The organism is Mesorhizobium sp. P2_E6 (assembly GCF_056403835.1).
The window spans coordinates 177,722-203,439 of sequence record NZ_JBFUEQ010000002.1; the positions used below are offsets into that span (position 1 = coordinate 177,722).

The 25,718-nt window shown below is 62.1% G+C and carries 21 protein-coding genes and 1 tRNA gene; 7 read left to right on the forward strand and 15 right to left on the reverse strand.

Annotated elements, in window-relative coordinates; translation table 11 throughout:
* Window positions 1-46: 46 nt before the first annotated feature.
* From AC1D08_RS05525 to AC1D08_RS05555, 7 genes are all read right to left on the reverse strand, one after another.
* Window positions 47-1,366, reverse strand: coding sequence for a class I SAM-dependent methyltransferase (locus AC1D08_RS05525; protein ID WP_477422715.1), 1,320 nt, complete (start codon window positions 1,364-1,366; stop codon window positions 47-49).
* A gap of 21 nt (window positions 1,367-1,387) precedes the next feature.
* Window positions 1,388-2,269, reverse strand: a complete 882-nt coding sequence (gene rfbD / locus AC1D08_RS05530) for a dTDP-4-dehydrorhamnose reductase (protein ID WP_457154261.1) — start codon at window positions 2,267-2,269, stop codon at window positions 1,388-1,390.
* Window positions 2,266-3,336, reverse strand: coding sequence for a dTDP-glucose 4,6-dehydratase (gene rfbB, locus AC1D08_RS05535; protein ID WP_477226129.1), 1,071 nt, complete (start codon window positions 3,334-3,336; stop codon window positions 2,266-2,268). Before rfbB ends, rfbD begins: the two co-directional genes overlap by 4 nt.
* A gap of 22 nt (window positions 3,337-3,358) precedes the next feature.
* Window positions 3,359-3,913, reverse strand: a complete 555-nt coding sequence (gene rfbC, locus AC1D08_RS05540) for a dTDP-4-dehydrorhamnose 3,5-epimerase (protein ID WP_095091969.1) — start codon at window positions 3,911-3,913, stop codon at window positions 3,359-3,361.
* Window positions 3,914-4,795: a glucose-1-phosphate thymidylyltransferase RfbA gene (rfbA, locus tag AC1D08_RS05545; RefSeq protein ID WP_457154263.1), complete on the reverse strand. Its 882-nt coding sequence runs from the start codon at window positions 4,793-4,795 to the stop codon at window positions 3,914-3,916.
* Between the two features lie 133 nt (window positions 4,796-4,928).
* Window positions 4,929-5,954 (reverse strand): NAD-dependent epimerase, encoded by a 1,026-nt coding sequence (locus AC1D08_RS05550; RefSeq protein ID WP_477416531.1) that lies wholly within the window; start codon window positions 5,952-5,954, stop codon window positions 4,929-4,931.
* A 37-nt stretch (window positions 5,955-5,991) separates the two neighbouring features.
* Window positions 5,992-6,582, reverse strand: coding sequence for a biotin transporter BioY (locus AC1D08_RS05555; RefSeq protein WP_477422717.1), 591 nt, complete (start codon window positions 6,580-6,582; stop codon window positions 5,992-5,994).
* Window positions 6,583-6,706: 124 nt separating this feature from the next.
* Between AC1D08_RS05555 and AC1D08_RS05560 the strand changes: the two genes are divergently transcribed.
* Window positions 6,707-7,615 (forward strand): MBL fold metallo-hydrolase, encoded by a 909-nt coding sequence (locus AC1D08_RS05560; RefSeq protein ID WP_457154823.1) that lies wholly within the window; start codon window positions 6,707-6,709, stop codon window positions 7,613-7,615.
* A 10-nt stretch (window positions 7,616-7,625) separates the two neighbouring features.
* On the opposite strand, the gene AC1D08_RS05565 is transcribed toward AC1D08_RS05560, so the two are convergent.
* A complete protein-coding gene (locus AC1D08_RS05565) occupies window positions 7,626-8,411 on the reverse strand; it encodes a DUF1499 domain-containing protein (RefSeq protein ID WP_457154824.1) in 786 nt (261 codons plus the stop codon).
* A gap of 156 nt (window positions 8,412-8,567) precedes the next feature.
* Entirely contained in the window at window positions 8,568-10,196 is a 1,629-nt protein-coding gene (locus tag AC1D08_RS05570) for a fatty-acid--CoA ligase (RefSeq protein ID WP_477307708.1), read from the reverse strand.
* A gap of 190 nt (window positions 10,197-10,386) precedes the next feature.
* Between AC1D08_RS05570 and AC1D08_RS05575 the strand changes: the two genes are divergently transcribed.
* On the forward strand, window positions 10,387-10,743 hold the full coding sequence (locus AC1D08_RS05575) for a hypothetical protein (RefSeq protein ID WP_457154218.1): 357 nt from the start codon (window positions 10,387-10,389) through the stop codon (window positions 10,741-10,743).
* Between the two features lie 139 nt (window positions 10,744-10,882).
* A complete protein-coding gene (locus tag AC1D08_RS05580) occupies window positions 10,883-11,272 on the forward strand; it encodes a DUF427 domain-containing protein (RefSeq protein WP_457154219.1) in 390 nt (129 codons plus the stop codon).
* Window positions 11,273-11,341: 69 nt separating this feature from the next.
* On the opposite strand, the gene AC1D08_RS05585 is transcribed toward AC1D08_RS05580, so the two are convergent.
* From AC1D08_RS05585 to ppdK, 3 genes are all read right to left on the reverse strand, one after another.
* On the reverse strand, window positions 11,342-12,082 hold the full coding sequence (locus tag AC1D08_RS05585; RefSeq protein WP_457154220.1) for a polysaccharide deacetylase family protein: 741 nt from the start codon (window positions 12,080-12,082) through the stop codon (window positions 11,342-11,344).
* A 171-nt stretch (window positions 12,083-12,253) separates the two neighbouring features.
* Entirely contained in the window at window positions 12,254-13,357 is a 1,104-nt protein-coding gene (locus AC1D08_RS05590; protein WP_477422720.1) for a glycosyltransferase family 9 protein, read from the reverse strand.
* A 261-nt stretch (window positions 13,358-13,618) separates the two neighbouring features.
* The gene (ppdK, locus tag AC1D08_RS05595) at window positions 13,619-16,303 is read right to left on the reverse strand and encodes a pyruvate, phosphate dikinase (RefSeq protein WP_477226122.1); all 2,685 of its coding nucleotides are present in this window, start codon (window positions 16,301-16,303) and stop codon (window positions 13,619-13,621) included.
* A gap of 223 nt (window positions 16,304-16,526) precedes the next feature.
* Here ppdK and AC1D08_RS05600 point away from each other — a divergent pair, with 223 nt between their 5' ends.
* The 4 genes from AC1D08_RS05600 (at window position 16,527) to AC1D08_RS05615 (ending at window position 20,619) form a co-directional block, all read left to right on the forward strand.
* The gene (locus tag AC1D08_RS05600; protein WP_477226121.1) at window positions 16,527-16,871 is read left to right on the forward strand and encodes a VOC family protein; all 345 of its coding nucleotides are present in this window, start codon (window positions 16,527-16,529) and stop codon (window positions 16,869-16,871) included.
* Window positions 16,872-16,998: 127 nt separating this feature from the next.
* Window positions 16,999-17,073 (forward strand) — tRNA-Gln (locus tag AC1D08_RS05605).
* A gap of 193 nt (window positions 17,074-17,266) precedes the next feature.
* Window positions 17,267-17,947, forward strand: a complete 681-nt coding sequence (locus tag AC1D08_RS05610) for a Crp/Fnr family transcriptional regulator (protein ID WP_477422722.1) — start codon at window positions 17,267-17,269, stop codon at window positions 17,945-17,947.
* Between the two features lie 581 nt (window positions 17,948-18,528).
* Window positions 18,529-20,619 (forward strand): O-antigen ligase family protein, encoded by a 2,091-nt coding sequence (locus AC1D08_RS05615; protein WP_477422723.1) that lies wholly within the window; start codon window positions 18,529-18,531, stop codon window positions 20,617-20,619.
* A 110-nt stretch (window positions 20,620-20,729) separates the two neighbouring features.
* Here AC1D08_RS05615 and smc read toward each other — a convergent pair whose 3' ends face one another.
* The 3 genes from smc to AC1D08_RS05630 form a co-directional block, all read right to left on the reverse strand.
* Window positions 20,730-24,188, reverse strand: coding sequence for a chromosome segregation protein SMC (gene smc, locus AC1D08_RS05620; protein ID WP_457154268.1), 3,459 nt, complete (start codon window positions 24,186-24,188; stop codon window positions 20,730-20,732).
* Between the two features lie 105 nt (window positions 24,189-24,293).
* Window positions 24,294-25,037, reverse strand: coding sequence for a DsbA family protein (locus AC1D08_RS05625; protein WP_095091955.1), 744 nt, complete (start codon window positions 25,035-25,037; stop codon window positions 24,294-24,296).
* A 142-nt stretch (window positions 25,038-25,179) separates the two neighbouring features.
* Complete coding sequence (locus tag AC1D08_RS05630) at window positions 25,180-25,680, reverse strand: DUF721 domain-containing protein (RefSeq protein ID WP_477226037.1); 501 nt, start codon at window positions 25,678-25,680, stop codon at window positions 25,180-25,182.
* Window positions 25,681-25,718: the final 38 nt, after the last annotated feature.

The following is a 25,718-nucleotide window of genomic DNA, read 5'->3' on the forward strand; positions in this document are numbered from 1 at the left end:
GAGAGGCCAAGAGCAGAGCCCGCCTCTCTCCAATTGAATTTCGCTTTCAACGAAAGACTGCGGCGATCCTTTTCAGCAACCGCGTGACAATCGCAGACAGCGCTCGCAGGGGGCTGGTTATTCGCCAACTCGTTGAGTCCTTGAACTCTTGAACGACCCGTTCACTTTGCTCCATTCTTTCCTGGAGCACTAGCGCACGTGCGATCTCGTTGTCGCGCTCGGTCTGCAGCGCACTAACAGTCGCGTGCGCGGCTGAAATCTCTTCAGCCCTCTCGACGAGATCCGACTCCATCCGTGCGATCTGGGCGTGACCGCTGTGGAGCTGTTCGCGTATCTCGGCCACCTCGCGGGCGAGTTCCTCTATCCGCGCCCCGCGGCTTGTCACCAACGCCCTGTTGGTCTCGATTTCCTCTTCCATGGTCGTCGACACTAGAGACCATGGATTTCCGGCTTGATCGAACGCTTTGCTTGTCGTGCCGGCAAGAGAAATCATTTCCCTCTCGGCGAGCGCGATCCGGCCTTGCACATTGCGAGTCCCAAGAACATTTTCCGGACTTGGACGCTTGGTCACAATGCAGAGCGAGTTCAAAAACTCGACGGAATGAATGGAGGCCAGCGAAGCTTCCCCGAATACGGTCTTATACCTGTCGGAGAACGTGGCCAAGGCATCCGCCCGAAAGCGGGGCAGTCCCCAATGCTCATGGTTGACCACATCGAGCAGGCGCTTGAAGAACGATATCGACGAAAGCGGATCATAGAGACCGCCTTCGAATTCCCGCCAGTAGCTGCAATGCAAATCTTCGGCTATGAAAACCCCGCCATCAGAAAGATGAGGGAAATAACGGGCAAAAGAGCGCACTATGTCTGATGATGTATGGGATCCGTCATCAATTATGATGTCGAATGTCGCGGATTTCGCAACAATTTTTCTTTCTATCTCATCAGTATTGGCATCACCGATAACCAAAGCAATCTTCTGATCGTCGAAAACCAGACCGCTGCAGGCCGTGTCGATATCGCAGCCAAGAATGAGTTCCGAATTCGGGAAATATCGCGGCCAGATTTCGAGCGAACCACCGTTTTGGACGCCAATTTCCAGGAGTCGAACCGGCTTCTTCCGATAGTCCTGAAAAACGCGGTCATATGCATCCAGATAGCTTGACCATTTGTCCGACACTTTGCCGCTATGGGCATTGTACAGGTCGTGAAGTGAAGGGGCGTGCGCCWTAACCGCCGCGGCATGGCCCTCGGGCTGTACGCCCTGCGGCACGTCTCCGACCGCCTCCGGGCCGACCGCGTCCGGGTCGACCGCCTGTGAGGCGGCCTCTGCATCGCGCATGTCTTTCGGCGATAGGTCCTTCTTCATGCCTCAAGCCCATCCCGTCTTTCAGACCAGGACACGACGCGCCACCGCTTCAGTCGATTGCCGCCAGTCAGGCGCATTCCATCCGAAGACGGAGGCGAATTTCGCGCTTGATAGCCGGGAATTGGCGGGGCGTCGCGCCTTGGTCGGGTAGTCCTTCGTAGCAATGTCCCGTACTCGCGCCCAAGGGCCACCAGACACTCGGCTTGTGTCCAGGATATGGCGGGCAAAGCCGCTCCAGTTGGCCTCGCCCGTGCCGGCCAGATGATAGACACCGAACGCAGCGAAGCTCTTGTTGCCATGCAGCGTCGCCGCCGCATGCAGGACTGCGTCGGCGATATCGAGCGCGGAGGTGGGATTTCCCCACTGATCGGCGACCACCGAGATCTCATCCCGGTCGGCGGCAAGCCGCAGCATGGTCTTGACGAAATTCTTGCCGAACGGGCTGTAGACCCAAGCCGTGCGCAGGATCAGATGGCGCGGATTGGCGGCTGCCACCGCCTGTTCGCCGGCGAGCTTGGAGGCACCATAGACGCTGCGTGGTGCGGTCGCGTCGGTTTCGACATAGGCACCGGAAGCGCTGCCATCGAAGACATAGTCGGTCGAAAGATGAATGACGGGAATGCCAAGCTGCGCTGCGGCTTCGGCCACCTTGCCGGCGCCGACAGCGTTGACCGCAAATGCCAGATCGGGCTCATCCTCGGCCTGATCCACGGCGGTGTATGCGGCAGCCGACACGATGATATCCGGCTTCGCGGCCGCAATGGTGTCGATGACGGCGTCGGGCTTTGCCAGGTCGAGCTCCGGACGGCCAATTGCGATGACTTCCACGCCGGCGTGCCTCTGGCCGGCCTCCAGAAGGCTTAACGCGACCTGGCCTTCGCGCCCGGTGACAACGAGCCTCACGCGGCCCCCTTGCGCGCTTCGCCCAATCGCTCACCGGCATAGCGCTCTTCGCGGATCGGCCCCCACCACCATTTGTTTTCGAGAAACCAGTCCACGGTTCTCGCCAGGCCACTGTCGAAATTCTCCTTCGGCGCCCAGCCAAGCTCGCGACCGATCTTGGAGGCGTCGATGGCATAGCGGCGGTCATGGCCCGGACGATCGGTGACGAAAGAGATCAGATCGCGATAGCTCTTGCCGCCGGCCCGAGGACGCCTGATGTCGAGCAGATCGCAGATCGTCTCGACGACGCCCAGGTTGGTGCGCTCCGAATTGCCGCCGACATTGTAGCTCTCGCCTGGCGTGCCCTTGGTGGCCACCAACTCCAGCGCGCGCGCATGGTCCTCGACGAACAGCCAGTCGCGCACATTGGCGCCGGCGCCATAGACCGGCAACGTTTTTTCGTCGAGCGCATTGAGGATGACCAGCGGGATCAGCTTCTCGGGAAAGTGATAGGGCCCGTAATTGTTCGAACAATTGGAAAGCACGACCGGCAGGCCATAGGTTTCGTGCCAGGCCCGCACCAGATGGTCCGACGCCGCCTTCGAAGCGGAATAGGGCGAAGACGGCGCATAGGGCGTTTCCTCGACGAACAGACCGCCGTCAAAGGGAAGATCGCCGAACACTTCGTCGGTCGAGACATGATGGAAACGGAAGCGGCTTTTCCTGTCGTCAGGAAGGCCGCGCCAATATTCCAGCGTGGCATTCAGCACCTTGTAGGTGCCGACGATGTTGGTCTCGATGAAGGCGCCGGGTCCGTCGATCGATCGGTCGACATGGCTTTCGGCAGCAAGGTTCATGACGATGTCGATTTCGTCCCGATGCAGAATGTCCAGCACCGCCCTCTCGTCACAGATATCGGCATGAGCGAAGCGGTAATTGTGGGCATTCTCGATCGGCCGCAGCGAGGCAAGATTGCCGGCGTAGGTAAGCTTGTCGAGATTGGTCACGCGATAGGCCGGGTTGGCGCACAGATGCCGGCACACCGCCGAACCGATGAAGCCGGCACCGCCTGTCACTAGAAAATTCATGCAGCTGTCCTCATGCAACCCATCAGGCGAACACTTCGGCGGCGGCCAACACTGGCGCCTTGAGGTCCTTGTCCGAAAGCTGGAATCCGCCAGCCAATGACGGCCATTCGATGCCGATGGCAGGATCGTCGAAACGGATCGAGCGGTCGTGCTCGGGCGAATAGGTATCGGTCACCTTGTACAAGACTTCGGTGTCCGGCACGAGCGTCACGAAGCCATGCGCAAAGCCCTTCGGCACCAGAATCTGGTTGCCCTTTTCGGCGGTAATTTCGAGCGCAACCCATTTTCCGAACGTTGGCGAGCTGCGACGAATGTCGACCGCCACGTCCAGCAGCGCACCCCGGACGACACGCAGCAGCTTGTCCTGGGCTCGCGGCGCAAGCTGGTAGTGCAGCCCGCGCAGAACGCCCGCCGCGGCGGAATAGGACTGATTGTCCTGGACGAAACTCAAGCCTATGCCGGCCTGTGAAAAGCGCTCGGCATGATAGGTTTCGACGAAGAAACCACGCGCATCGCCATGTCGTTTCGGAATGATTTCCAGAACGCCTTCGATGCCAAGGGACCTGACCTCCAGCATTTACTCCTCCAACCGCTCGACAACGCGCCGGCGCAGATAGACGGCATACTCGTTTTTTCCCAGGCGGGTGGCGCGCTGGAGGACATCGTCCGCCGTCAGCCAGCCCTGTTCGAAGGCGATTTCCTCCGGGCAGGCAACCTTTATGCCCTGGCGATGTTCGATCGTGCGCACGAACGAAGATGCTTCGTGCAAGCTGTCGTGGGTGCCGGTGTCGAGCCAGGCATAACCACGCCCCAATCGATGCACATGCAACTGACCACGCTCGAGATAGACATTGTTGACCGCCGTGATCTCAAGTTCGCCACGTGCCGAAGGCCGGATCGCCGGGGCAATGTCAACGACATCGTTGTCATAGAAATAGAGGCCGGTGACGGCCCAGTTGGATTTCGGATTGTCTGGCTTTTCCTCGATCGTCAGGGCGGTTCCGGTGACCTTGTCGAAGGAAACGACACCGTAACGCTGGGGATCTTCGACATGATAGGCGAATACGGAAGCCCCCGTCTCGCGCGATGCCGCTGCACGGCAGAGCTGCGACAGGCCTTCGCCGAAATAGATGTTGTCGCCGAGGATCATCGACACGCTGTCCTTGCCGATGAAATTCCGGCCGATGATGAAGGCTTCCGCAAGTCCGTTGGGTTGCGGTTGCTCGGCGTAGGACAAATCAAGCCCAAACTCCGATCCGTCGCCAAGCAACTCGCGGAAAACCGGCAGATCACGCGGCGTTGAAATGATCAGAATCTCGCGGATACCCGCGAGCATCAAAACGCTCAGCGGATAATAGATCATCGGCTTGTCGTATATCGGGAGGATTTGCTTGGAGACTGCCAACGTTAGCGGATAGAGCCGCGTTCCGCTGCCTCCAGCAAGGATAATTCCTTTCAAGAAGTTCTCCTTGACATGCCTAAACCCCCAGCCCTGACATAAACCGCGCTCGTGCTTAGGTTCCATGCAATGGCTTGTCAATCGCGGCGATCGACAAACAGCCGGACTATTGGCGCGCCAGGCGCGCCCTCCGCTAGGTCAGTCCAAAATACGCCCGGTACCAGTCCACAAACCGCCCTACCCCATCGGCAACCGTCGTCACCGGTCGGTAGCCGACCGCCTGCTCCAACGCCGATGTGTCGGCAAAGGTATCGGGCACGTCGCCGGCCTGCAGCGGCAGCATTTCGATGATGGCTTTCCTGCCAAGCGCGCTTTCCAGTGCCTCGACATAGGCGGTCAGCTTCACCGGTTTGCTGTTGCCGATGTTGAAGATGCGCCAGGGGGCGCTGCTGGTGGCCGGATCCGGACGGCCGGAGTCCCAGGCGGCATTGCCGACAGCCGGGCTATCGCTGGCCCGGACGACGCCTTCGGCGATGTCATCGACATAGGTGAAGTCGCGCGTGTGGTTGCCGTTGTTGAACAGCTTGATCGGCTCGCCGGCAAGAATGCTTCTGGTGAACAGGAAAAGCGCCATGTCCGGACGCCCCCACGGACCATACACCGTAAAGAAGCGAAGCCCGGTGGTCGGCAACCCGAACAAATGGCTGTAGCTATGCGCCATCAGCTCGTTGGCGCGCTTGGTCGCGGCGTAGAACTGCAGCGGATGATCGGCCGGCCGATGCTCGGAAAACGGCATGTCGGTGTTGGCGCCGTAGACACTCGATGTGCTGGCATAGGTCAAATGCGCAACGGCGCTGCTGCGGCAGGCCTCGAGCATGTTGGTGTAGGCGATGATGTTGCTTTCGACATAGGCATGCGGGTTTTCCAGGCTGTAGCGAACCCCTGGCTGGGCAGCGAGATGGATCACCCGGTCAAACGTGTGGTTGGCAAAGCAACCATCGACCACGCCTTTGTCGGCGAGATTGCCGCGGATGAAATGATAGCTCGCATTGGTCTTGCGGCTGGCTTCCTCCAGCAGCCGCAGCCTCGCCTCCTTGATCTGCGGATCATAGTAGCTGTTGACGCTATCGATGCCGACAACCTCGTCGCCGCGCTCCAGCAGGCGCTTCGATACGTGACAGCCGATAAAGCCGGCGGCGCCGGTGACCAGGACCTTCATCAGAAGCGCCCGTCCAGTCCTCGATCTCTCCCGGGATTCAGGAGCGCTTCAGCAGCGACCACACGGCCGGCACCAGGCTTGCCGCCAGGGCAACCTTGATCAGATCGCCGACGATGAATGGCACGACGCCGAACTGCCACGACTTTTCGGGACCGATCAGCAGCGCCAGCCAGGCAAAGCCCATCGCCATCATGACGACTTCGGCAACCAGCATCGCGCTGAAAAGCTTGACCGGATGACGGTCCCAGCCCCGATCGGCGGCCCAGCCGACAATCGCCGCCATGGCCACGAAACCCAAGAGATAGCCGCCGGTCGAGCCGAGCATGTAAGCAATGCCGATACCCTTTTCCGGGGTGCTCTGGAAGACCGGAAAGCCCATTGCGCCCTCTGCCATGTAGAGCAGCAAGGTGGCGACGCCCAGACGCATCCCGAAGGCAGCGGCGATCAGCAACACGGCCAGCGTCTGCATCGAAATGTCGACCGGCCCGAGCATCACCTTGGCCTTGGCCGACAGGGTCAGCAGCAGCGTTCCGGCGATCGCCAGGAAAAGCTGCGTGGCCAGCCGCGCCGCGCCCTCTTGCGGCAAAGCCAGAGACACAAGCGGACGCATCGTTGTTGCAATTGCCATCGTATTTCCCCAATCCGATTGCCGCTATCTCATGTTCGCGGCCTCGCGTTCTCCTATATTGGCTTGTGTGTTATGCGGCAATCGGTTTTGCCGTCTCCTCGAACAAGGCACCGATGCACCTGCCATGGCTCTCAAATTCGAAACCGGCTTCGATCCCGCCTATGGCAAGGCGGTGAGCGTCGCGCCTGATATCCAACGCATCACGGCCCGCAATCCAAGCCCCTTCACCTTTCACGGCACCAACAGCTACATCGTTGGCCGCGATACGCTGGCGGTGATCGATCCTGGGCCGGACGACGAGGCGCATCTGCAAACCCTGCTCGAGGTGATCGCAGGCCGGCCGGTCAGCCATATCTTCGTCAGCCACACGCACCGCGACCATTCCCCGCTGGCGGCCCGGCTGAAAAAGCGCACCGGCGCCGCCGTGTTGGCGGAAGGACCGCATCGCCCTGCAAGACCCCTGCATATCGGCGAGACCAACGCACTCGACGCCAGTGCCGACACTGCTTTCGTTCCCGATATCGCATTGCCCGACGACAGGGTGGTCGACGGCGACGGCTGGTCGATCAGGACGATTTTGACCCCGGGCCACACCGCCAATCACGCGACATTCGCGCTGGAAGGAACCGGGATCCTGTTTTCGGCCGATCATGTCATGGCATGGGCGACGTCGATCGTCGCGCCGCCAGATGGGGCGATGGCCGACTATATGACCTCGCTGGACCGGCTGATCGAACGCGGGGATCGCCTGCTGCTGCCGGGACATGGCGGGCCGGTGACCGCACCGCGCCGTTTCATGCGCGGGTTGAAGACGCATCGCAAGATGCGCGAGCGCGCCATCCTGGAGCGGGTCAGAGCCGGCGATCGGACGATCGTGGACATGGTCAAGGCGATCTATCGCGATACCGACCCGCGGCTGCATGGCGCTGCCGGATTGTCGGTGCTTGCCCATCTCGAGGACCTGGTGCAACGTGGCCTGGTCGTGACAGACGCCGCACCAGCCATTGACGGCAATTTCACGCCGGCCAGATAGGCCGCCAAGCTCATTCGGCCGGAGCCGCGCCAACCTGACCGGCGACTTCCTGGTCGAGTTCAGCGAGGAAATCGACGATATGCGCGGCATTGTCGCCGAGATCGTAGCGGCCGTAGCGAGAGGCCGACCGCATGTCGACGATGATCGAGTCGCCGTCGTCGGCCACGCGGATCGCGACGTCGGCGGGAAGACCAAGGACAAAGCCCTTGGCCACCGCGGTAATCGTCACCTCGGTCTGCCCCCTGAGGTCTGGATAGGGCTCGGAAAGGTCCCAATCGCGCCGGTCGAGCACGGTCTCGACGGCATCCACGACGGTGTCGAACGGCAGGTCGTAGCTGCGTGCGCTGACCAGCGGATAGCTCTCCGTCTGAAGCCGCTGTTCGCCAGGCGTGGATGGGGAGAGTACATTCATGTCTTTGGTCCGGTCGCTCACGTCGAGCGCGGGTGGATTGTCGAAATCCGTCGAGATATCCCTGAGCGGCGGATAGATCGTCGCCCAGTAGGCGGCAACGCCATAGGGTGCGAGCACCAGCAGCGCGAGCAAGGCGCCGACTGTCAGGTCACGACCGCCAAGGTCGCCGAAGTTCCACAGCCGCGAAAAGGCAAACCCGGCAAACAACAGCGCCAGGGCCGCTAGCAGCGCCACAATACCCATCACCCACAGGAAGACAGGCGTTTCGACGAGGTCGAAGCGATGGCCGACGAAAGCGGTCAGCAGCAGCACCGCCGAAAAGGCGGCCGTGCGTCGCGACCATCCGGCCGCCTTCGAGGTCTGCCGTTCAGGAATACTTGCCATCGATTGCCGCACCACCCCAACCCGAACGGAGACTTAGAGCGGTTCGCCGTTTCACGGAAACGACAAATCGCCTTATCTCTTTGTTTTGACGCAATTCCCGGAATTGCTCTAGAACCTTTTGCTGGCGGCTTGAAGCCGAAAGACGCAACATTCCCGTCAATCCGTCGGCAAGCGATAGTCCCGGAATTGCTGACGCAAGGTGATCTTCTGGATCTTGCCGGTGGCGGTGTGCGGTATTTCGCCGACGAAGGCGACATCGTCCGGCATCCACCATTTGGCGACCTTACCATCCATGAAGTCGAGAATGTCAGCCTTGGTCGGTTCCTTGCCCGGCTTGCGAACAACGACCAGCAACGGCCGCTCGCCCCACTTCGAATGATGGACTCCGATGGCTGCTGCCTCGGCGACATCGGGATGACCCACAGCCAGGTTCTCGAGATCGATGGTCGAAATCCATTCACCGCCGGACTTGATGACGTCCTTGGCGCGATCGGTAATCTGCATATAGCCGCCGGCGTCGATGTGAGCGACGTCGCCGGTGTCGAACCAGCCGTCCTCGTCGAACTGCTCCGAGCCAACACCGCCATAGTAGGCGCGGGCAACGGCCGGTCCACGCACCTTCAAGCGGCCAAATGTCTTGCCATCCCAAGGCTGAGCATTGTCGTCGTCGTCGGTCACCTTCATTTCGACGCCGAAGGGCGGGTAGCCCTGTTTCTGCTGGACGTCGAGCCGGGCTTCACCCTGGAGACCGGCATAGTCCGGCTTCAAGGTGCACAGCGTGCCGAGCGGCGACATTTCGGTCATGCCCCAAGCGTGGATGACCTGGACATCGTAGTTCTGCTGAAACTTGGTCATGATCGCGCGCGGGCAGGACGAGCCGCCGATGACGACCTTGTTCAGATAGGGAAGCTTCTTGCCGGTCTCCTCCAGATACTGCAGCAGCATCATCCAGACGGTCGGCACAGCAGCGCTGAAGGTCACCTTCTCGGTGTCGAGCAATTCATAGATCGAGGCGCCGTCCATCTTGCAGCCGGGCATGACCAGCTTGGCGCCGATCATCGGCCCGCTCTGGCCAAGGCCCCAGGCATTGGCGTGGAACATCGGCACGACCGGCAAGATCGTATCGCGTGCCGACAGCCCCATGGCGTCAGGCATGGCGGCGATCATGGCGTGCAGCACGTTCGAGCGGTGGCTGTAGACGACGCCCTTCGGATCGCCCGTGGTCCCCGACGTGTAGCACATGCCGGCAGCCGTGCCTTCGTCGAAGGTCTTCCAGGCGAAGTCGCCATCCGCCTCATCAAGCCATTCTTCATAGGCAACCACATTCGGCAGTGTCGTCTGCGGCATGTGCGCCTTGTCGGTCAGCACGATCACCTGTTTCAACGACTTGACGGCGCCGGCGATCTTCTCGAGCAACGGCACGAAGGTCAGGTCGACGAAGACAGCCTTGTCCTCAGCATTGTTCATGATCCAGACGATCTGCTCGGGAAACAGGCGTGGATTGAGCGTATGGTAGATGGCGCCGATGCCCATGATGCCGTACCAGGCCTCGATGTGGCGCGCCGTGTTCCACGCGAGTGTGGCGATGCGGTCGCCCAGGCGATAGCCGTCGCGTTCCAGCCGCTGGGCGACCTTCAGGGCGCGGCGATGGATGTCCGCATAGCTGGTGCGCACGATCGGCCCCTCGATCGAGCGCGACACGATCTCGCGCACGCCATGCTGCCGCTCGGCATTGTCGATGAGCTTATGGCAAAGCAGCGGCCATTCCTGCATCAGTCCCAGCATTCGTTCCTCCCCTGCGCTTTGCGTCGTGCTTTTCGTGCCATTGTGGAGCGAACCGGCGGATTGTCCAGCCACCAGCACCGGCAAGCCCAGCATTGATAGGCATGACGGACAAGACCGCCACAATCCGGCCATCGTCGGCGTTAAGGTTCGTTAACGGGCAAGGGGCGATTGGCGACTGAAAGAGGTTCGCATGGACGCGCAGCTCGACGACAAGTCCCTTGAGAATACGCTTGCCGAAAGTCTGGCCGATCTGGGCCCTGATACAAAGACTGTTTCCGAAGATGAATTTGTTGAAGTTGTCGGCGGCGCGCTGGAAGCGGTCGGCGGCACACTGCTGTTCAAGATGTGCGTCCAGAACGAAGGCGAAGGCCAGCACGTCGCGGCCGCGTCGATCGGCGACGGTGGCAACCGCCAGTTCCTGCTGCTCACCTTGCCAACCGGTGGCGGCCCCCTGAAGGTCGAGACCACATCGAGAAGCAGCAACCCGGTGGCTGGTATCGCAGCCGCCTACGCCGGGCTTATGGATGCGTTCAAGACCGCCGCCTGACTATCGACAGGCAATCTTCGAAACCGTGATCGGGCCTGCACCCGGCCTGGGCTAATGGTTTGCGTGTTGCGTGACGACAGCAGGCCTTGCGTAAGGCGTTTGCGCGACACACCTTAAAGCCGAGGCAAGGAGAACCCGCATGGATCAGATCGTCAACCCGGCACCCGGGTTCCAACGCAATCCCGACAAGGTCATCACCATCGAGCCTTATGTCGGGACCGTTACGGTGCGTGTCGGAGACACGGTCATAGCGTCATCGACGAAGGCCAAGGTGCTGACCGAGCCCCCCTATCCCGCGGCCTTCTACATTCCGTTCGCCGACATCGATTTCGGCAAGCTCAGCAGCACGGAACATTCGACCCACTGTCCCTACAAGGGCGATGCCAGCTATTGGAGCGTGCTGCCTGCGGGCGAGACCGGCCAGAACGCGATGTGGGCTTACGAGCAGCCTTTCGACGAAATGGCTGAAATCCGCGACCACGGCGCATTCTACGCCAGCAAGGTCAGCATCGAAGCGAAAGCGGGCTGAGCACTTCGACTTGCCTCTCAGGTGCATCGGGAGTCAGGTCGGGCCGACATCACCCGAATATCAACGCACCTAGTCCGTGGTGCCGTGATTGCCGAAGCCGTCGGCATCGTCGAGCCGCACGAAGGTCAGGCCCTTGGCCTTGAGCGCCAGAAGCCCCTGCACCACGCCTTCGCCGGCCGCATGGGTCGGCTGGTTGATGTGCGAGATAATGACGTCACCGTCCTTGGCAGCCGCGATGCGCCGCGCGGTTTCCCTGGCGCCGAGCAATGAGCCGCCGTCGCCGTTTATCGAGAATCCCGCGATCTTGAAGCCAAGCTTGCGGATCATGGCGATTGCCGACGGGCTGTATTCGGCGGTCGCGCCACGAAACCATTTCGGCGCCGGCTCGCCTGTCTTGGCAAGGGCGGCGGCACCCGACTGGACCTCGGCCAGCACGGCGTCGGGGCTGCCGGCGCTGCGGATGCCGTAGATCTTCTGCGGCGTGTCGACAGCCGGGATATGATGGCCGCCGTGGTTTTCCAGTTCGAACAGGTCGGGATGCGCCCGCATGATTTCTACCGCGGCGGCGTTTCGCTTCAGCCAGATGCCGGTCACGAAAATGATGGCGGGTATCTTGTTTTCGACCAGCGCCGAAAGGATCCGGGTGTCGGTCTGTCCACCGCAGGCATCGAGCGTGAGCGCAACGCGGCCGGCTCCGCTTGCCTCCGGCCTGATGTGCAATGTCGGCTCGACAAGCGGCGCGGCATGGCCGCTGGACACCACGGCCAACGACATGGCGATCACGCAGAGACTTCTTTGCAGCAGGCGCATCAAACCGACTTCCCGACCGGTGCTTTCAGGCAGGTATCCCAAGACCCACATGAAGGCGAAAATCGGGATGGTGCATAGCAGAAAAGCGCCCGGCGCGACAATTTGACTGTCCGTGGTGCGAGCGGCTTGTTCCGCGGCCCGCGACGGCCGTTGTCCGCGCGACGCATGAACTCAGATGGCGCGTTCGAGCTTCACGTCGGTGCGCGAAAGGAGTTCGCGCACCGCATCGACGACTGGTTTGACCTCCAGTCGCCAGACGCAGTAGGCCCTGCCGAAATCCGGCCGGCCGCAACGGTCGTTGGCCACGCAGTCGCAAGGCATCGGCGGTTGAAGCGCGATATTGGGCACGCCAACGGGACCCCACTGCGACGGCGGCGTCAAGCCGAACAGCCCGACAACCGGGATTCCGGCTGCAGCCGCCATGTGCATCGGCCCGCTCTCATTGCCGAGAAACAGCCGGGCCTGTTTCAGCACCGCCAGCAACGTCTCAAGCGACAGCGCTCCAACGAGATTGACGACGGGCGACGCTGTCCTGGCGACGATGCGTTCGGCAATCTCGCGCTCGTCCGGGCCGCCGACCAGAACGACGTCCAAACCGGTTTCGCCGGCAATCTCTCCAATCGCCTCGGCAAACCGCTCCGGCTGCCAACGTCGCCCTTCGAAGCTTGCGCCGGCGTGCACGGCGATGAAAGCGTTTGGATGAACATGATGCTTGCCCAGCAGCGCCAACGCATTTGACGTCTCGGGCGGCAGCGGTTGGAGGTTTGGAACCGTCACATGGAGACCGATGCCAAGCGCCTGGAGCGGCGAAAGATAGCGGTAGACGAAATGTTCCTCACCAAAGCCAAATGGCTTGGCAAACACGTTGGCGGGCTGCCGCTCCAGCAGACGCAATGGCCTCTCGGTGGGATTGTAGCCGACACGGGTCTTTGCATTGACCAGCCCGGTGAGCATGCGCGACGTCTTTGAATCGGTCAGGTCGATCGTCAGGTCGAAATGGGAACGGCGCAGCGCCCGCACGACGGCGTAAAGCTCTTTGCCGCGCTGCAGGGGGGTGCCGCGCAGGTGGGCACGCTTGAACGTGACCACCTCGGAGGCAATGTCATGGGCGACTACGAAGCTCGCGAAGCGAGCGTCGCACAGAAACACCAGCCTGGCATCGGGGAATTCGAGCCGCAGGTTTTCTGAGAGCACCGAGGCGAGAACGAGATCTCCAATGTACTTCGTTTGAATGACCAGTATCGAGCGAATCGGCGCGGGTGCAGTCTGCAACATCTGTTTCCCAGGACAATTGGCGGGATGTCGAAATTACGCAATGATTACGCAATGCCGTCAGCACGTTCGTGTGAATTGCTTTACAAAACGGTAAGCTCGACCGGATGGATCCTATCCGCGGCCGGCCTTAGAGCAATTCACCGTTCACGGAAACGGCGAATCTCCTTTGCTTTGACGCAATTCCCGAAGCAAAACCGTATCACACTTTTCCTGGAATTGCTCAAGCTCTTTGCTTTGACGCAATTCGGGACGGAAACTGCTTCACACTTTTCCGGGAATTGCTTTCGCAACCAGCACCGCCGCCTGCGCGGCCGCTAACCTCGCAATCGGCACGCGATAGGGCGAGCAGGACACGTAGTCGAGGCCGACCTCTTCGCAAAACCGAATCGAGGCCGGATCGCCGCCATGTTCGCCACAGATGCCGAGCTTGATGTCGGGCCGTGTCGCCCTGCCCTTTTCGGCAGCCATGCGCACCAGTTCGCCAACCCCGTCGATGTCGAGGGAGACGAACGGATCCTGATCGATGATGCCCTTCTGGCGGTAGGTCTCCAGGAACGAGGCCGCATCGTCGCGCGAGATGCCGAATGTGGTCTGGGTCAGGTCATTGGTGCCGAAGGAGAAGAATTCGGCCGTAGCGGCGATGACATGGGCGCGGATCGCCGCGCGGGGGAGTTCAATCATGGTTCCAGTCAGATAGTCGATCTTGACGCCGGTTTCCTGCATGACGCTTTTGGCGACGGCATCGATGCGCGCCTTGACGTAGTCGAGTTCTTTCACCAGGCCGACCAGCGGCACCATGATTTCGGGAACGACAAGTGCGCCGGCCTTCTTGCCCGCCTCGACTGCGGCCTCGAAAATGGCGCGCGCCTGCATCTCGGCGATCTCGGGGTACGAAACCGCAAGCCGGCAGCCGCGATGGCCGAGCATCGGGTTGAATTCATGCAGCGCGTCGGTGCGCTGGCGGAGCTTGTCGGGCGACACCTTCATGGCGGCGGCAACCTCGGCCACCTCCTCCTCGGTCTTCGGCAGGAATTCGTGCAGCGGCGGATCGAGCAGGCGGATCGTCACCGGCAGGCCGGCCATGATCTCGAACAGTTCGAGGAAATCCGAGCGCTGCATCGGCAGCAGCTTGCCGAGTGCCGTGCGCCGGTCCTTCTCGGTGTCGGCCAGGATCATCTCGCGCATGGCAACGATGCGATCGCCATCGAAGAACATGTGCTCGGTACGGCAAAGCCCGATGCCTTCGGCGCCGAAGGAGCGCGCCATGCGCGCATCGAGCGGCGTTTCGGCATTGGTGCGCACCTTCATGCGGCGAACGGCGTCCGCCCACTCCATGATGGCGGCGAAATCGCCGGACAGTTCCGGCTGTAGCATCGGCACGGCACCCTTCAGCACCTGGCCATTGCCGCCGTCGATGGTGACGATGTCGCCCTTGCGGAAGGTCGCCCCCATCGCCATCAGCGTGCCGGCCTTGTAGTCGACGCGCAGTGAGCCTGCGCCAGACACACAGGGTTTGCCCATGCCGCGGGCGACGACCGCGGCATGGCTGGTCATGCCGCCGCGCGTGGTCAGGATGCCCTCGGCCGCATGCATGCCGTGAATGTCTTCAGGACTGGTTTCGATGCGCACCAGGATCGCCTTGCGGCCTTGCGTCTTCAGCTCCTCGGCGTCAGCAGAGGAGAAGACGATCTCGCCGGTGGCGGCACCGGGAGAGGCAGGCAGCCCGACGCCGATGACGTCGCGCGCTGCCTTGGGATCGATGGTCGGGTGCAGCAGCTGGTCTAGCGAGGCCGGATCGATGCGGGCGACCGCCTCTTCCTTGGTAATCAGCTTGTCCCTTGCCATTTCGACGGCGATCTTCAACGCCGCCTTGGCAGTGCGCTTGCCGGAACGGGTCTGCAGCATCCACAATTTGCCGCGCTCGATGGTGAATTCGAGGTCCTGCATGTCGCGGTAGTGCTTCTCCAGACTATCGGAGATGGTGACGAAGGACTGAAACGCGTCCGGCATCAGCTTCTGCAAGGACGGCTTGTCCGATCCGGCGGCAATGCGCGCCGCCTCGGTGATGTTCTGGGGCGTGCGGATGCCGGCAACGACGTCCTCGCCCTGCGCGTTGACCAGGAACTCGCCATAGAGCATCTTTTCGCCGGTCGAGGGATTGCGGGTGAAGGCAACGCCGGTGGCCGAGGTTTCGCCCATATTGCCGAACACCATGGCCTGGACGTTGACCGCCGTGCCCCAGCTTTCGGGGATGTCGTGCAGGCGCCGGTAAGTGATGGCGCGGTTGTTCATCCAGCTCGAAAACACCGCGCCGATGGCGCCCCAGAGCTGCTCATGCGGAACCTGCGGAAACGGCTTGCCGAGTTCTTCCTCGACCTTGGCCTTATAGAGCGCGATGACGCCTTGCCATTCGAGAGCCGTCAGTTCGGTGTCGAGCTCATAGCCGAGTCCGCCCTTCTGGTCTTCGAGGATTTCCTCGAACACCTCATGGTCGAGACCCATCACGACATCGGAATACATCTGGATGAAGCGACGGTAGCTGTCATAGGCAAAGCGCGCGTCGCCCGAATCGGCGGCCAGCGCCTCGACCGTCTCGTCGTTCAGCCCGAGATTGAGCACGGTATCCATCATGCCGGGCATCGAGGCGCGGGCACCGGAACGCACCGAGACCAGCAGCAGTTTCGACGGATCGCCGAACCGGCGGCCAGTCAGCCGTCCGATGTGATCGAGCGCGACCGCGACATCCGTTTCCAACCCTGCCGGATAGGTGCGGCCATTGGCGTAGTAAGCGTTGCAGACCTCGGTGGTGATGGTGAACCCGGGCGGCACCGGCAGGCCCAGGCTGCACATCTCGGCCAGATTGGCGCCCTTGCCACCCAGCAGATTCCTGTCGCCGGCACGGCCTTCCGCCGCACCATCGCCAAAGGTGAAAACCCATTTGGTCATGCTTTGCTCTCCGGTTGCAGGAGATTGGAAAGATTGGCGAAACGGAAAGTTCCGCCGTGTCCGACTGTGGAGCGATATGATGCTGCAGTGCGAAACGCAAGGCGTCGGCAAAGTTGTGCGGCCGCTACAATCGATTAAGCAAAAGCTCTGTCCAAGGATGCGGCAAAAAGACTTGCCATTCCGGAGCTTTTGGAATAGAACATAACAGGAACAAAGGTGCGCCATGAAACTACACGGAAAACTCGATTACCTGGAAATGCCGGCGACCGGCGGAACGCTGGACCGGCTCAAGGCTTTCTACAGCGCTGCCTTTGCCTGGTCGTTCACCGACTATGGACCGACCTACTCAGCCTTTGCCGAGGGGTTGGACGGAGGCTTCCAGGCCGACGCGGCGGAAGCCCCCGCCAAGCCGCTGCCCGTGCTCTACAGTAGGGATCTGGAAGCGACACTCGACGCCGTCGAAAGTGCCGGCGGCATGATCGTCAAGCCGATCTTCTCGTTCCCCGGCGGCCGGCGCTTTCACTTTGTCGATCCGGCCGGAAACGAGATGGCGGTGTGGGCCGAATAGCCATCGCATGTCATCTGGCAGCGCTGCGTTGCTTGCCCATTTTGGGCGTTCCCATCGTCGCTCATAAGGATTGTGCTTTTCGGCTGCTCTGCTAAGAACGCGCCGCACAAGCGACTCTGACGGCAATTGGGGCGTCGCCAAGTGGTAAGGCATCGGTTTTTGGTACCGACATTCCCAGGTTCGAATCCTGGCGCCCCAGCCATACTTTTCCGGGTCCATCCTGGAACATCACCCATCTCGAATAGGCAGCAGCGATTGGCCAATGGCAAAGATGCGTGGTCCAGTTCACACTTGTGACATGACAGCCGCCGGACCGGCTGCCGTCATCAATCTAGGTGATTTTCCTAACGCGCGACCTGCGCTAAAATATCCCCTTACCTAAGTTGAGACCCGTCGTGGCCAGGACCGACAAGCGCCCATTCAACGTCAACGTCTTCCTCAATACGGTCGACGGCGGGAGGACTGTGGCGACGTATCGCAAGAATGAGACTGTCTATTCGCAGGGCGACCCGGCGGATTCCGTCTTCTACATCCAGAAGGGCAAGGTCAAAGTCTGCATCGTATCGGAGCAGGGCAAGGAAGCGATCGTCGCTCTCCATGAGAGCGGGGATTTCTTCGGCGAAGGCTGCTTGTCCGGCCAGCCGCTGCGGTTGGCTACAGTTTCCGCGATGATGGACAGCGTCATTATGCGGCTTGATAAAGCATCAATCACGCGGGTGCTGCGGGAAGAGCCGAAGTTCTCAGAGATGTTCATGTCCTATTTGCTGGCGAGGAACGCCCGCGTCGAAGAGGACCTGGTAGACCAGCTTTTCAATTCGAGCGAGAAGCGTCTGGCGAGGCTGCTCCTTCTGATGGCAAACTTTGGCAGGGAGGGGAGCCCTCAGCCTGTCATACCGAAGATAAGCCAGGAGACGCTCGCGGAGATGGTTGGCACCACCAGGTCGCGCGTCAGCACGTTCATGAACAAGTTCCGCAAGCTCGGGTTCATCCACTACAATGGAGATTTGGAGGTTCACAACTCCCTCCTGAACGTCGTCCTGCACGACAATCCTCACCTCAGGGACAGGGGCCGTTGAGGACTGTTCAGTGTGGAACAGTCAAATCACTCGCGCCCATGTTACATTTTCACAGCGGTCCCACCCTCCGGACCGGACCTACAACCTAAGACCATCTCGGCGAGGCAACGGCATGACTGCCGGCGTACCGACCGCGGTCGTACGAGTCAGAAAGATGGCTCGGCGTTGTTGGTGACGTCGGCGCGTCCGTCCCGCACCCCCCGCAAGCGGACGCGCCGGCCTTGTTGCGCTAGGGTCAATCGTTGCGGACAAGCCAACCGCAGGAAACGCCCAGCGCCGAGAGATTCCGATTTGGCGTCCGATCGTGTTCTTCGGCTTTTTGATCGTACGTTGGCCGCAATCACCTGTTTCATGGTCATGCACAGAGGGCTTGTGCATTGTCCGCCACTCGGCACTGCCTTTCAGCGACCATGGTGCGTGGCGGCCATGTGATGGCTCACGCGAACTCGGACGATCTCTTCAAGCTGGCCGTCCGAAGCATGCACATAGCCTCAACAGTATAGCCTTGAACATCTCTCTCTTTTCCATACAAGGTCATCGAAGATTCCACCAAGACGGGTGGCGGTCAAAATGGAACTTCAATGAACCTTCCCATCTTCGCCATCAACCTCGATCGCGAGACCGGTCGCTGGAGCGAATTGCTCGCCAGCGCCGAAGCGTCCGGCCTGACCTTGCAGCGCATTGCGGCTATCGACGGCCGCGCGCTTGCCAAGGCGGACTGGACGGAGATCGATCTTCCAACCGCGCGCAAGTTGAGCGGGCGCGACATTCTGCCCGGCGAATATGCCTGTTACCGCAGCCACATCCAGGCGCTGGAAACGTTCCTGGCCGGTGGCAGCGCCTATGGCCTGATTGTCGAGGACGACGTCCTCTTCAGCGAAAACACCATGCGGCGCATCCAGGCCATCATCGCCGCGGTGCCGGATTTCGACGTCATCAAGCTAAACAACCATCGCATGAGCTTCTTCATGCGCGCCGTCGAGACGACGGAAGGCGACGAGATCGGTCGCGCGCTGCATGGCCCGCAGGGCTCGGCCGCGGCCTATCTGGTGACGCGGGAGGGCGCGCAAGGGCTGTTGTCGGCGCTCGCGGTGATGAAAATGCCGTGGGACGTCGCACTCGAACGATTTTGGGATACCGGCCTGAAAGTCTATTCGGTCCGCAAAAACGTGCTCGGCTTCGCCGCCAGCAGCAAGATTTCCGGCATAGCCGGCCCCTCGGGCAGCTACAAATTCGCGCGGCTTGCCTGGCCGAGCCGGCTGGACGCCGGGGCGTTCCGGGCCAAGGACGAGTTGAGCCGCCTGCATCACGTCCTGCTGCGGCCGCCCTTGCCGCGCGAAATTCCGGATTATGCCAGGGCCGACTCGCCGCGCTACACAGTGCTTCTAGTCCTTGCGGCATTCGCCATTCTCGCCATGGCCTCCGCGGTCTGGCGCGAGGCTGACACTTACCGCTTCGCGGGGATAGCGCTCGCCGCGGTCGCAGCCATCCGCTGGTTCAGGCAGGACCTATGGACCTACAGCAAGCCACTGATCGGATGGGTCGGCGGTCTCTGCCTGGGTTGGTCGCTCTATGTCTTCATCCGACTGGCGATCGTCTATTTCGGCACCCACCAGCTGGGTGCCGCCGAAGGCATCTACCTGTTTCCGCTGTTTTATGCGACGACCGGCTTCGCCCTCTTGCTGTTTGTCAGGCGGCCTGGGCAGCTCGTCCTCTGGTTCATGGTCCTCAGTCTTGTCTTCCTGGCGGCGGACACCGGCTATTCGGACATCCTTCACGGAACCAGACCGGAGCCTTGGCTCTTCAACAATCCCATTCACGCGTCGGTGGCGGCTGGTTTCATCTTCCTTTGCACGCTGCAATTCATGGCATACACGGCCCAAAGAACGGACCTGAACAAGGTATCCAGGATCCTGCACTGGGCGCTGTCGACCGCCGTTCTGCTGTTTGCCTTCGCCAACATCGTTGCGCTGCGGTCGAAGGGCGTCTGGCTTGCGCTCGCGCTCGTCCTGCTCCTGCTGGCGATCATGACGCTGGCGAGAGGTCATCGCCGCGAGCTGATGATCGGAGGCGGCGTGCTGGCAATCGTTGCAGCCAGCGTTGTCGCCATGCACAACATCTTCTGGTCCACCGCCGGCGACACCATGATCTTCGTCAAGAACCTGGTTTCGGATGCTTTGAGCCATGGCGTCCTCCCGGCCTTCGACCGCGCCATCGCCAGCAATACGGTTCCCTTAGCGGCCAGGGAACGGCTGATGCTGTGGGCCGATGCGATCGAGGTCTGGAAACGCCACCCGATCTTCGGAGCCAGTTCCAGCTGGCTCACCGAATGGCAGAACAGAACCTACCACCCCATGATCTTCAACGTCTTCCACAACGGCTATCTGGAGATAGCCGTGCGCTACGGCGTGGTCGGGCTGGCGTTCTTCGGCTTTCTCTACGCCTGGTCGTCCAGGCAGGTCGTGCTGGCCGTGCGGGCCAAGCTTGTCGCTCCGGCCGTATGGTCCTGCTACATCTCAACGTTGGTCTTCTTCGCCCTCACCGTCCTCAGCAATTCGAACAATCGGCTGGCGATCGGCGAGGCCTTCATGTGGCTCGCTGCTGCATTCGGCTTCTATTGTTTCTACCTTCGCCAGCAGAAGAACCTTGTCGAGCCGAGAACCTATTTTTAATGCATGTCGCCCAAAAACGACCCCGGCTTGGGGCAACGACATGCATAAAAACAAAGACTTAAAGCGCGGCGCCTGAATCCGTTTCAACGCGACGCGCGTCGCGCGGCGGCTCAGCTTGCTTCGCGCATCGCTTCGGCGGCCTGCAGGTCGACCGACACGAGCTGGCTGACGCCCTGCTCGGCCATCGTGACGCCGAACAGCCGGTTCATGCGCGCCATGGTGATCGGGTTGTGGGTGATGATGACGAACCGCGTCTCGGTAGTGGCGGCCATCTCGTCCATCAGATTGCAGAAACGCTCGACATTGTGATCGTCGAGCGGTGCGTCGACTTCGTCGAGCACGCAGATCGGCGCCGGATTGGTCAGGAACACGGCAAAGATCAGCGACATCGCCGTCAACGCCTGCTCGCCACCGGACAGCAGCGTCATGGTCTGCGGCTTTTTGCCGGGCGGGCGGGCCAGGATTTCAAGCCCGGCCTCGAGCGGATCGTCGGATTCGATCAGCTGCAATTCCGCCGTGCCGCCGCCGAACAGATGCGAGAACAGCCGCTGGAAATGGCTGTTGACCACGTCGAAGGCGGCAAGCAACCGCTCGCGGCCTTCGCGGTTCAGGCTCTGGATCGCTTGCCGGAGCTTGCGGATCGCCTCGATGATGTCTTCGCGCTCCGACACGATCGTCTCCAGCCGGTCGGAAAGCTCCTTCTGCTCTTCCTCGGCACGAAGATTGACGGCGCCGAGCCGTTCGCGCTCGATCTTCAGCCGGTCGAGCTGGCGCTCGATCTCGGCCATTTCGGGCATCGGGCTGTCGGCCTCCAGACCGGTGTGGCGGATGACCAGATGCGGCGGCGTGTTCAGCGTTTCCTGGATGCGCACCTCGACCTCCAGCCGGCGTTCGTCGGCCGCGGTCAACCGCTCTTCGGCGCGGACGCGGGTCTCGCGCGCCTCGGCCAGCGACTGGATGGCGCCGGTGGCCGCCTTGTCCATTTCGGATTGCCGGTTTTCCGCTTCCTGCAGACGGTCGGCGGCGGCCTTGCGCAAGGTCTCGGCCTCCGTCAGCTGTGACAGCAAGGCGCGCCGCTTGGCGTCGATTTCATCGGGCGCATCGGCCAGCCGCTCGCGTTCGGCCTCGGCCTCGGCCTTGCGTTCGCCAAGCGATGCGATCTGCGTCGAGGCGTTTTCGGCCCGCTCCAGCCAGTTGCTACGCTCGGCGCCAATGGCATCGAGCCGGCGCGTGCGCGCCTCGGCTTCGCGGCGCAGCCCCTCATGCACGGCACGCGCATCGGCAAGCGTGGCGCGATCGCGGGCGACATTGGCTGCGGACTGTTCGAGCTGCAATTGCAAATCGCCGAGATCGGGCGCGTCCTGCAGCAGCATTTCGGCCTCGGCGAAGGCCGCCGAAGTCTCTTCATGGCTATCGACGATGCGGGCGCGCGCCTCATCCAGTGCCGCGCGCCGGCTCGCCAATTCGCCGCCGGCCTTTTCGGCCTCGGCCAGCGCGTTGCGGGCGGCGTCCAGCCGATGCTGGGCGTCACGCCCAGCCTGGCGCGCGTTGCGCTCGGTCTCGCTCGCCAGGCGAAGCGCCTGTTCGGCCTGGGCCAGTGCCTCCTCGGCCTGGCGCAGGACGAGCGTCGCCTGCACCGCTTCGGCATCAAGTTCAGCCAGCCGGTTCTTCTGCGCCAGCCTTTGCGCGGCCGCGGTGGGCGCATCGGCACTGGCGGTAAAGCCGTCCCAGCGCCAGAGCGCGCCCTCGCGGCTGACCAGCCGCTGGCCGGGAGCAAGAAGCGCCTGCAGCCGGCGGCCATCGCCTGATACAACGATACCGATCTGCGCCAGGCGGCGGGCAAGCTGTGCCGGCGCGTGAACGACGCTGGCAAGGCTCCTGACGCCTTCAGGCAGAGCCGCGTCGCCGGGCTGGATCTCGCTTTCGCCCCAATGCACCGGTGCGCTGCGGTCGAGCGGCACGTCGAGATCTTCGCCAAGGGCCGCACCCAGCGCCGTCTCGAAGCCACGCTCGACGCTGATCTGCTCCAGCACGGCTGGGAAGAGATCGCCGCTGGCGGCATTCAGGATCTTGGCCAGCGTGCGCGCTTCGGTCTCGATGCGTGCCAGCTCGGCCCTGGCATCCTGCAGCGGCGGCCGGGCCGCGCTTTCGCTGGCGCGGGCATCGATGACCGATTGCTCGGCCTGCGCCACGGCAGCCTCGGCCTCATCCAGCAGCGCCATCGCCTGTTCGACCAGCATGCGCTTCTCGGCCGGATCCGGCAGGCCGGCGACCTTGGAGAGGATATCAGACAGTTCCCGGTCGACATCGGCAAGCTGACGGCCGAAACGGTCGCGGCGCTCGGCGGTGTCGCGCAGCGTCCGTTCGATCTGGTTGCGCGAGGCGGCAGCCTCGGCCCGCTCGGCGGTCAGCGCGGCGAGTTTGGCTTCGCTTGCCGCAAGCATCGATGCCGCCTGTTCGAAAGCCGCGCGGGTGCTGGCTTCGCGCTCGGCAGCACCGGCATTTTCGGAATTGAGCGCGGCTTCTTCGGTGCGAAGGCGCTCAAGAATATCCGCATTGTCGCGGACCATGCGTTCCTCGCGCGCAATGTCGCCGTCGAGTTGTTGCAGCCGGCGCTCGAGTTCGCCCTGACGGGCGCGGATGCGGCCGGCTTCCTCCTCGATCTGCGACTTGGCGATCGACAGGCGCTGGAAGGCGGCGGCAGCGGCGGCTTCCGCGTCGCGCAGCTCCGGCAGCCGGTGGGCGCCGATGCCTTGCTCCCTTGCGGCGGCCATCTGGGCTGCGGCGCGGTCACCGACCAGCGCGGTGGCAACCGACAGCGCCGAGCGCGCCTCGCCTTCCTGTGTCTTGGCCAGTGTCCAGCGCAGATGCAGCAGCGTCGCTTCCGCCTTGCGGATATCGGCCGACAGGTTCTTGAAGCGTGACGCCTGGCGCGCCTGGCGCTTCAGGCTTTCGATCTGGCTTTCCAGTTCGCCGACGACGTCGTCCAGGCGCTCCAGGTTCTGCTCGGCCGCCTTCAGCCGCAACTCGGCCTCGTGGCGACGGGTGTGCAGGCCGGAAATGCCGGCAGCCTCTTCGAGCAAGGCGCGGCGCGCCTGCGGCTTGGCCTGGATCAGTTCGCCGATGCGGCCTTGCCCGACCATCGATGGCGAGCGCGCGCCGGTCGACTGATCGGCGAACAGGAGCTGGACATCCTTGGCGCGCGCCTCCTTGCCGTTGATGCGATAGAGCGAGCCCGCCTCGCGTTCGATCCGGCGCGACACCTGCAACTCGTCAGCATCGTTGAAGGCAGCGGGCGCCGAGCGGTCGCTGTTGTCGAGGAAAAGCGTGACTTCAGCGGTGTTGCGTGCCGGGCGTGTGCCCGAGCCGGAAAAGATGACGTCGTCCATCCCGGACGCGCGCATGTTCTTGTAGGAGCTTTCGCCCATTACCCAGCGCAGCGCCTCGACCAGGTTCGACTTGCCGCAGCCATTCGGCCCGACAATGCCCGTCAGGCCGCGTTCGATGACGAACTCGCCGGGCTCGACGAAGGACTTGAAACCAAGGAGGCGAAGGCGCGAAAACTTCATTCGCGCCGCCCGCTAAGCGGATTCAGCAAAAGTGTGCCGCGGTTTCCACGGCAAGGCAAATGGGCGACCGGCGTCGGGCGCGGCCGTTTCGATGCTGCCTGAGCGTCAGAGCAGAGGGTCGATGATGGCCGACATTTCCGCAATCGACATCGCCCCCTTGTAGGTCTTACCGTTGATGAAGAAGGTCGGTGTCGAGTCGACCTTGAATTCATTGGCGCCGCGCTTCTGGACCGATCTCACATCGTCCAGAAGTTTCTGGTCCGTCAAGCAGGCCTCGAAGGACTCCTGTGTAAAACCGGCCAGCTTGGAGATCTGCAGCAGCGCATCCTTGGTATTGGGTACTCCAACCCAGTTCGCCTGCTGCCTGAACAGCACGTCCACCATCGGGAAATAGTTATCCTTGGCGCAGCGCGCCAGCATGAATCCGGCTTCGGCGCTCGGATCGAACGGAAATTCGCGCAGGATGTAGCGGGCCTTGCCGGTGTCGATGTACTTGGTCTTCAGGTCCGGAAAAGTGGTCTCGGCGAAATGCGCGCAATGCGGGCAGGTCATCGAGGCGTATTCGACGATGGTCACCTTGGCGTCGTCCTTGCCAAGCTGCTTGTCGGGCAGCGCACCCGGCTTCAGCAGTTCCGCCATATCCACGGTGCCCTGGGCTTCCGGTGCAGTCGCGGCGGCCGGCGTGGCCGGCTTCGCAGGCGCGGCCGGGTCCGCGGGCTTTACATCCGCCGCCTTGGCTTGCTCGTCAGAGTCGCTGCAGGCGGCGAGCAGGGCGACCGCCGGAATGGCGGCCAGCGAAGTCAGGACGTTTCTGCGAGACAAGCTTTGGCCAAACGGGGGACGGTTCATACGAATCACCTGACAAGAGTTGGATTTTGCAATGCAAAGGCACGAAAAAGCGAGAGTTGGCGCGAATTAAGGCATCTCCATCCCCAATCCAATCGCCAAACCTGACAGGGGCGATCACGAATGCGAGATATTGACGACAAATCTATGACTTCCTTTCGCCCAGAATGGTGGCGCCGAGCCTTTCCAGCGAGGCGCGCAGCCCATCATCGTCGACCAGGCCGACGGTCGAGGACAGTTTCGTTTTCTCGGCCGCGGTCAGCGGCCTGAAGGTCGGTTTGCGCTTTCCTTGGTCCGCTGTCATCGGCTTCTGCAGGATCCTGATCCGGCTGATGGCGGTGAAACCGAGGAAAGCGTTGACCCGGTTGATGATCTCGCCGGTCTCGTGCTGCAGGTGCAGCGCCGCCATGCCTTCGCAGGCGATGACCAGCACCGCCGGCTCGAACGGATCGTCTTCATGCATGCGGCGCGGCCACTGGATTTTTTCGGGACGCGAGCGGCTGGCAAGGCGTGGCCCGGCAATCTCTTCCCACGACTGGACGAGGCCGATCGAAATGCCGGCCCGCTTGCGCAGCACCGGGTCGAGGATTTTGGTCGCAAGATCGCTGACCGGGACGGGATTGCCGTAGGGCGTTCTCCCTGCCATGTACGTTCTCCAGCCTCACCAGCATCGGCCAAGGCCAA

Coding starts and splice junctions, on each gene's coding strand:
- AC1D08_RS05570 (WP_477307708.1), bottom strand. CDS start 10,196: ATGCTGGGACTGATGCAGGAATGGCCGCTGCTTTGCCATAAGCTCATC.
- AC1D08_RS05615 (WP_477422723.1), top strand. CDS start 18,529: ATGAACCTTCCCATCTTCGCCATCAACCTCGATCGCGAGACCGGTCGC.
- smc (WP_457154268.1), bottom strand. CDS start 24,188: ATGAAGTTTTCGCGCCTTCGCCTCCTTGGTTTCAAGTCCTTCGTCGAG.
- AC1D08_RS05580 (WP_457154219.1), top strand. CDS start 10,883: ATGGATCAGATCGTCAACCCGGCACCCGGGTTCCAACGCAATCCCGAC.
- AC1D08_RS05575 (WP_457154218.1), top strand. CDS start 10,387: ATGGACGCGCAGCTCGACGACAAGTCCCTTGAGAATACGCTTGCCGAA.
- AC1D08_RS05560 (WP_457154823.1), top strand. CDS start 6,707: ATGGCTCTCAAATTCGAAACCGGCTTCGATCCCGCCTATGGCAAGGCG.
- AC1D08_RS05590 (WP_477422720.1), bottom strand. CDS start 13,357: ATGTTGCAGACTGCACCCGCGCCGATTCGCTCGATACTGGTCATTCAA.
- AC1D08_RS05565 (WP_457154824.1), bottom strand. CDS start 8,411: ATGGCAAGTATTCCTGAACGGCAGACCTCGAAGGCGGCCGGATGGTCG.
- AC1D08_RS05630 (WP_477226037.1), bottom strand. CDS start 25,680: ATGGCAGGGAGAACGCCCTACGGCAATCCCGTCCCGGTCAGCGATCTT.
- rfbC (WP_095091969.1), bottom strand. CDS start 3,913: ATGCTGGAGGTCAGGTCCCTTGGCATCGAAGGCGTTCTGGAAATCATT.
- rfbB (WP_477226129.1), bottom strand. CDS start 3,336: ATGAATTTTCTAGTGACAGGCGGTGCCGGCTTCATCGGTTCGGCGGTG.
- AC1D08_RS05625 (WP_095091955.1), bottom strand. CDS start 25,037: ATGAACCGTCCCCCGTTTGGCCAAAGCTTGTCTCGCAGAAACGTCCTG.
- AC1D08_RS05585 (WP_457154220.1), bottom strand. CDS start 12,082: ATGCGCCTGCTGCAAAGAAGTCTCTGCGTGATCGCCATGTCGTTGGCC.
- AC1D08_RS05550 (WP_477416531.1), bottom strand. CDS start 5,954: ATGAAGGTCCTGGTCACCGGCGCCGCCGGCTTTATCGGCTGTCACGTA.
- ppdK (WP_477226122.1), bottom strand. CDS start 16,303: ATGACCAAATGGGTTTTCACCTTTGGCGATGGTGCGGCGGAAGGCCGT.
- AC1D08_RS05600 (WP_477226121.1), top strand. CDS start 16,527: ATGAAACTACACGGAAAACTCGATTACCTGGAAATGCCGGCGACCGGC.
- AC1D08_RS05555 (WP_477422717.1), bottom strand. CDS start 6,582: ATGGCAATTGCAACAACGATGCGTCCGCTTGTGTCTCTGGCTTTGCCG.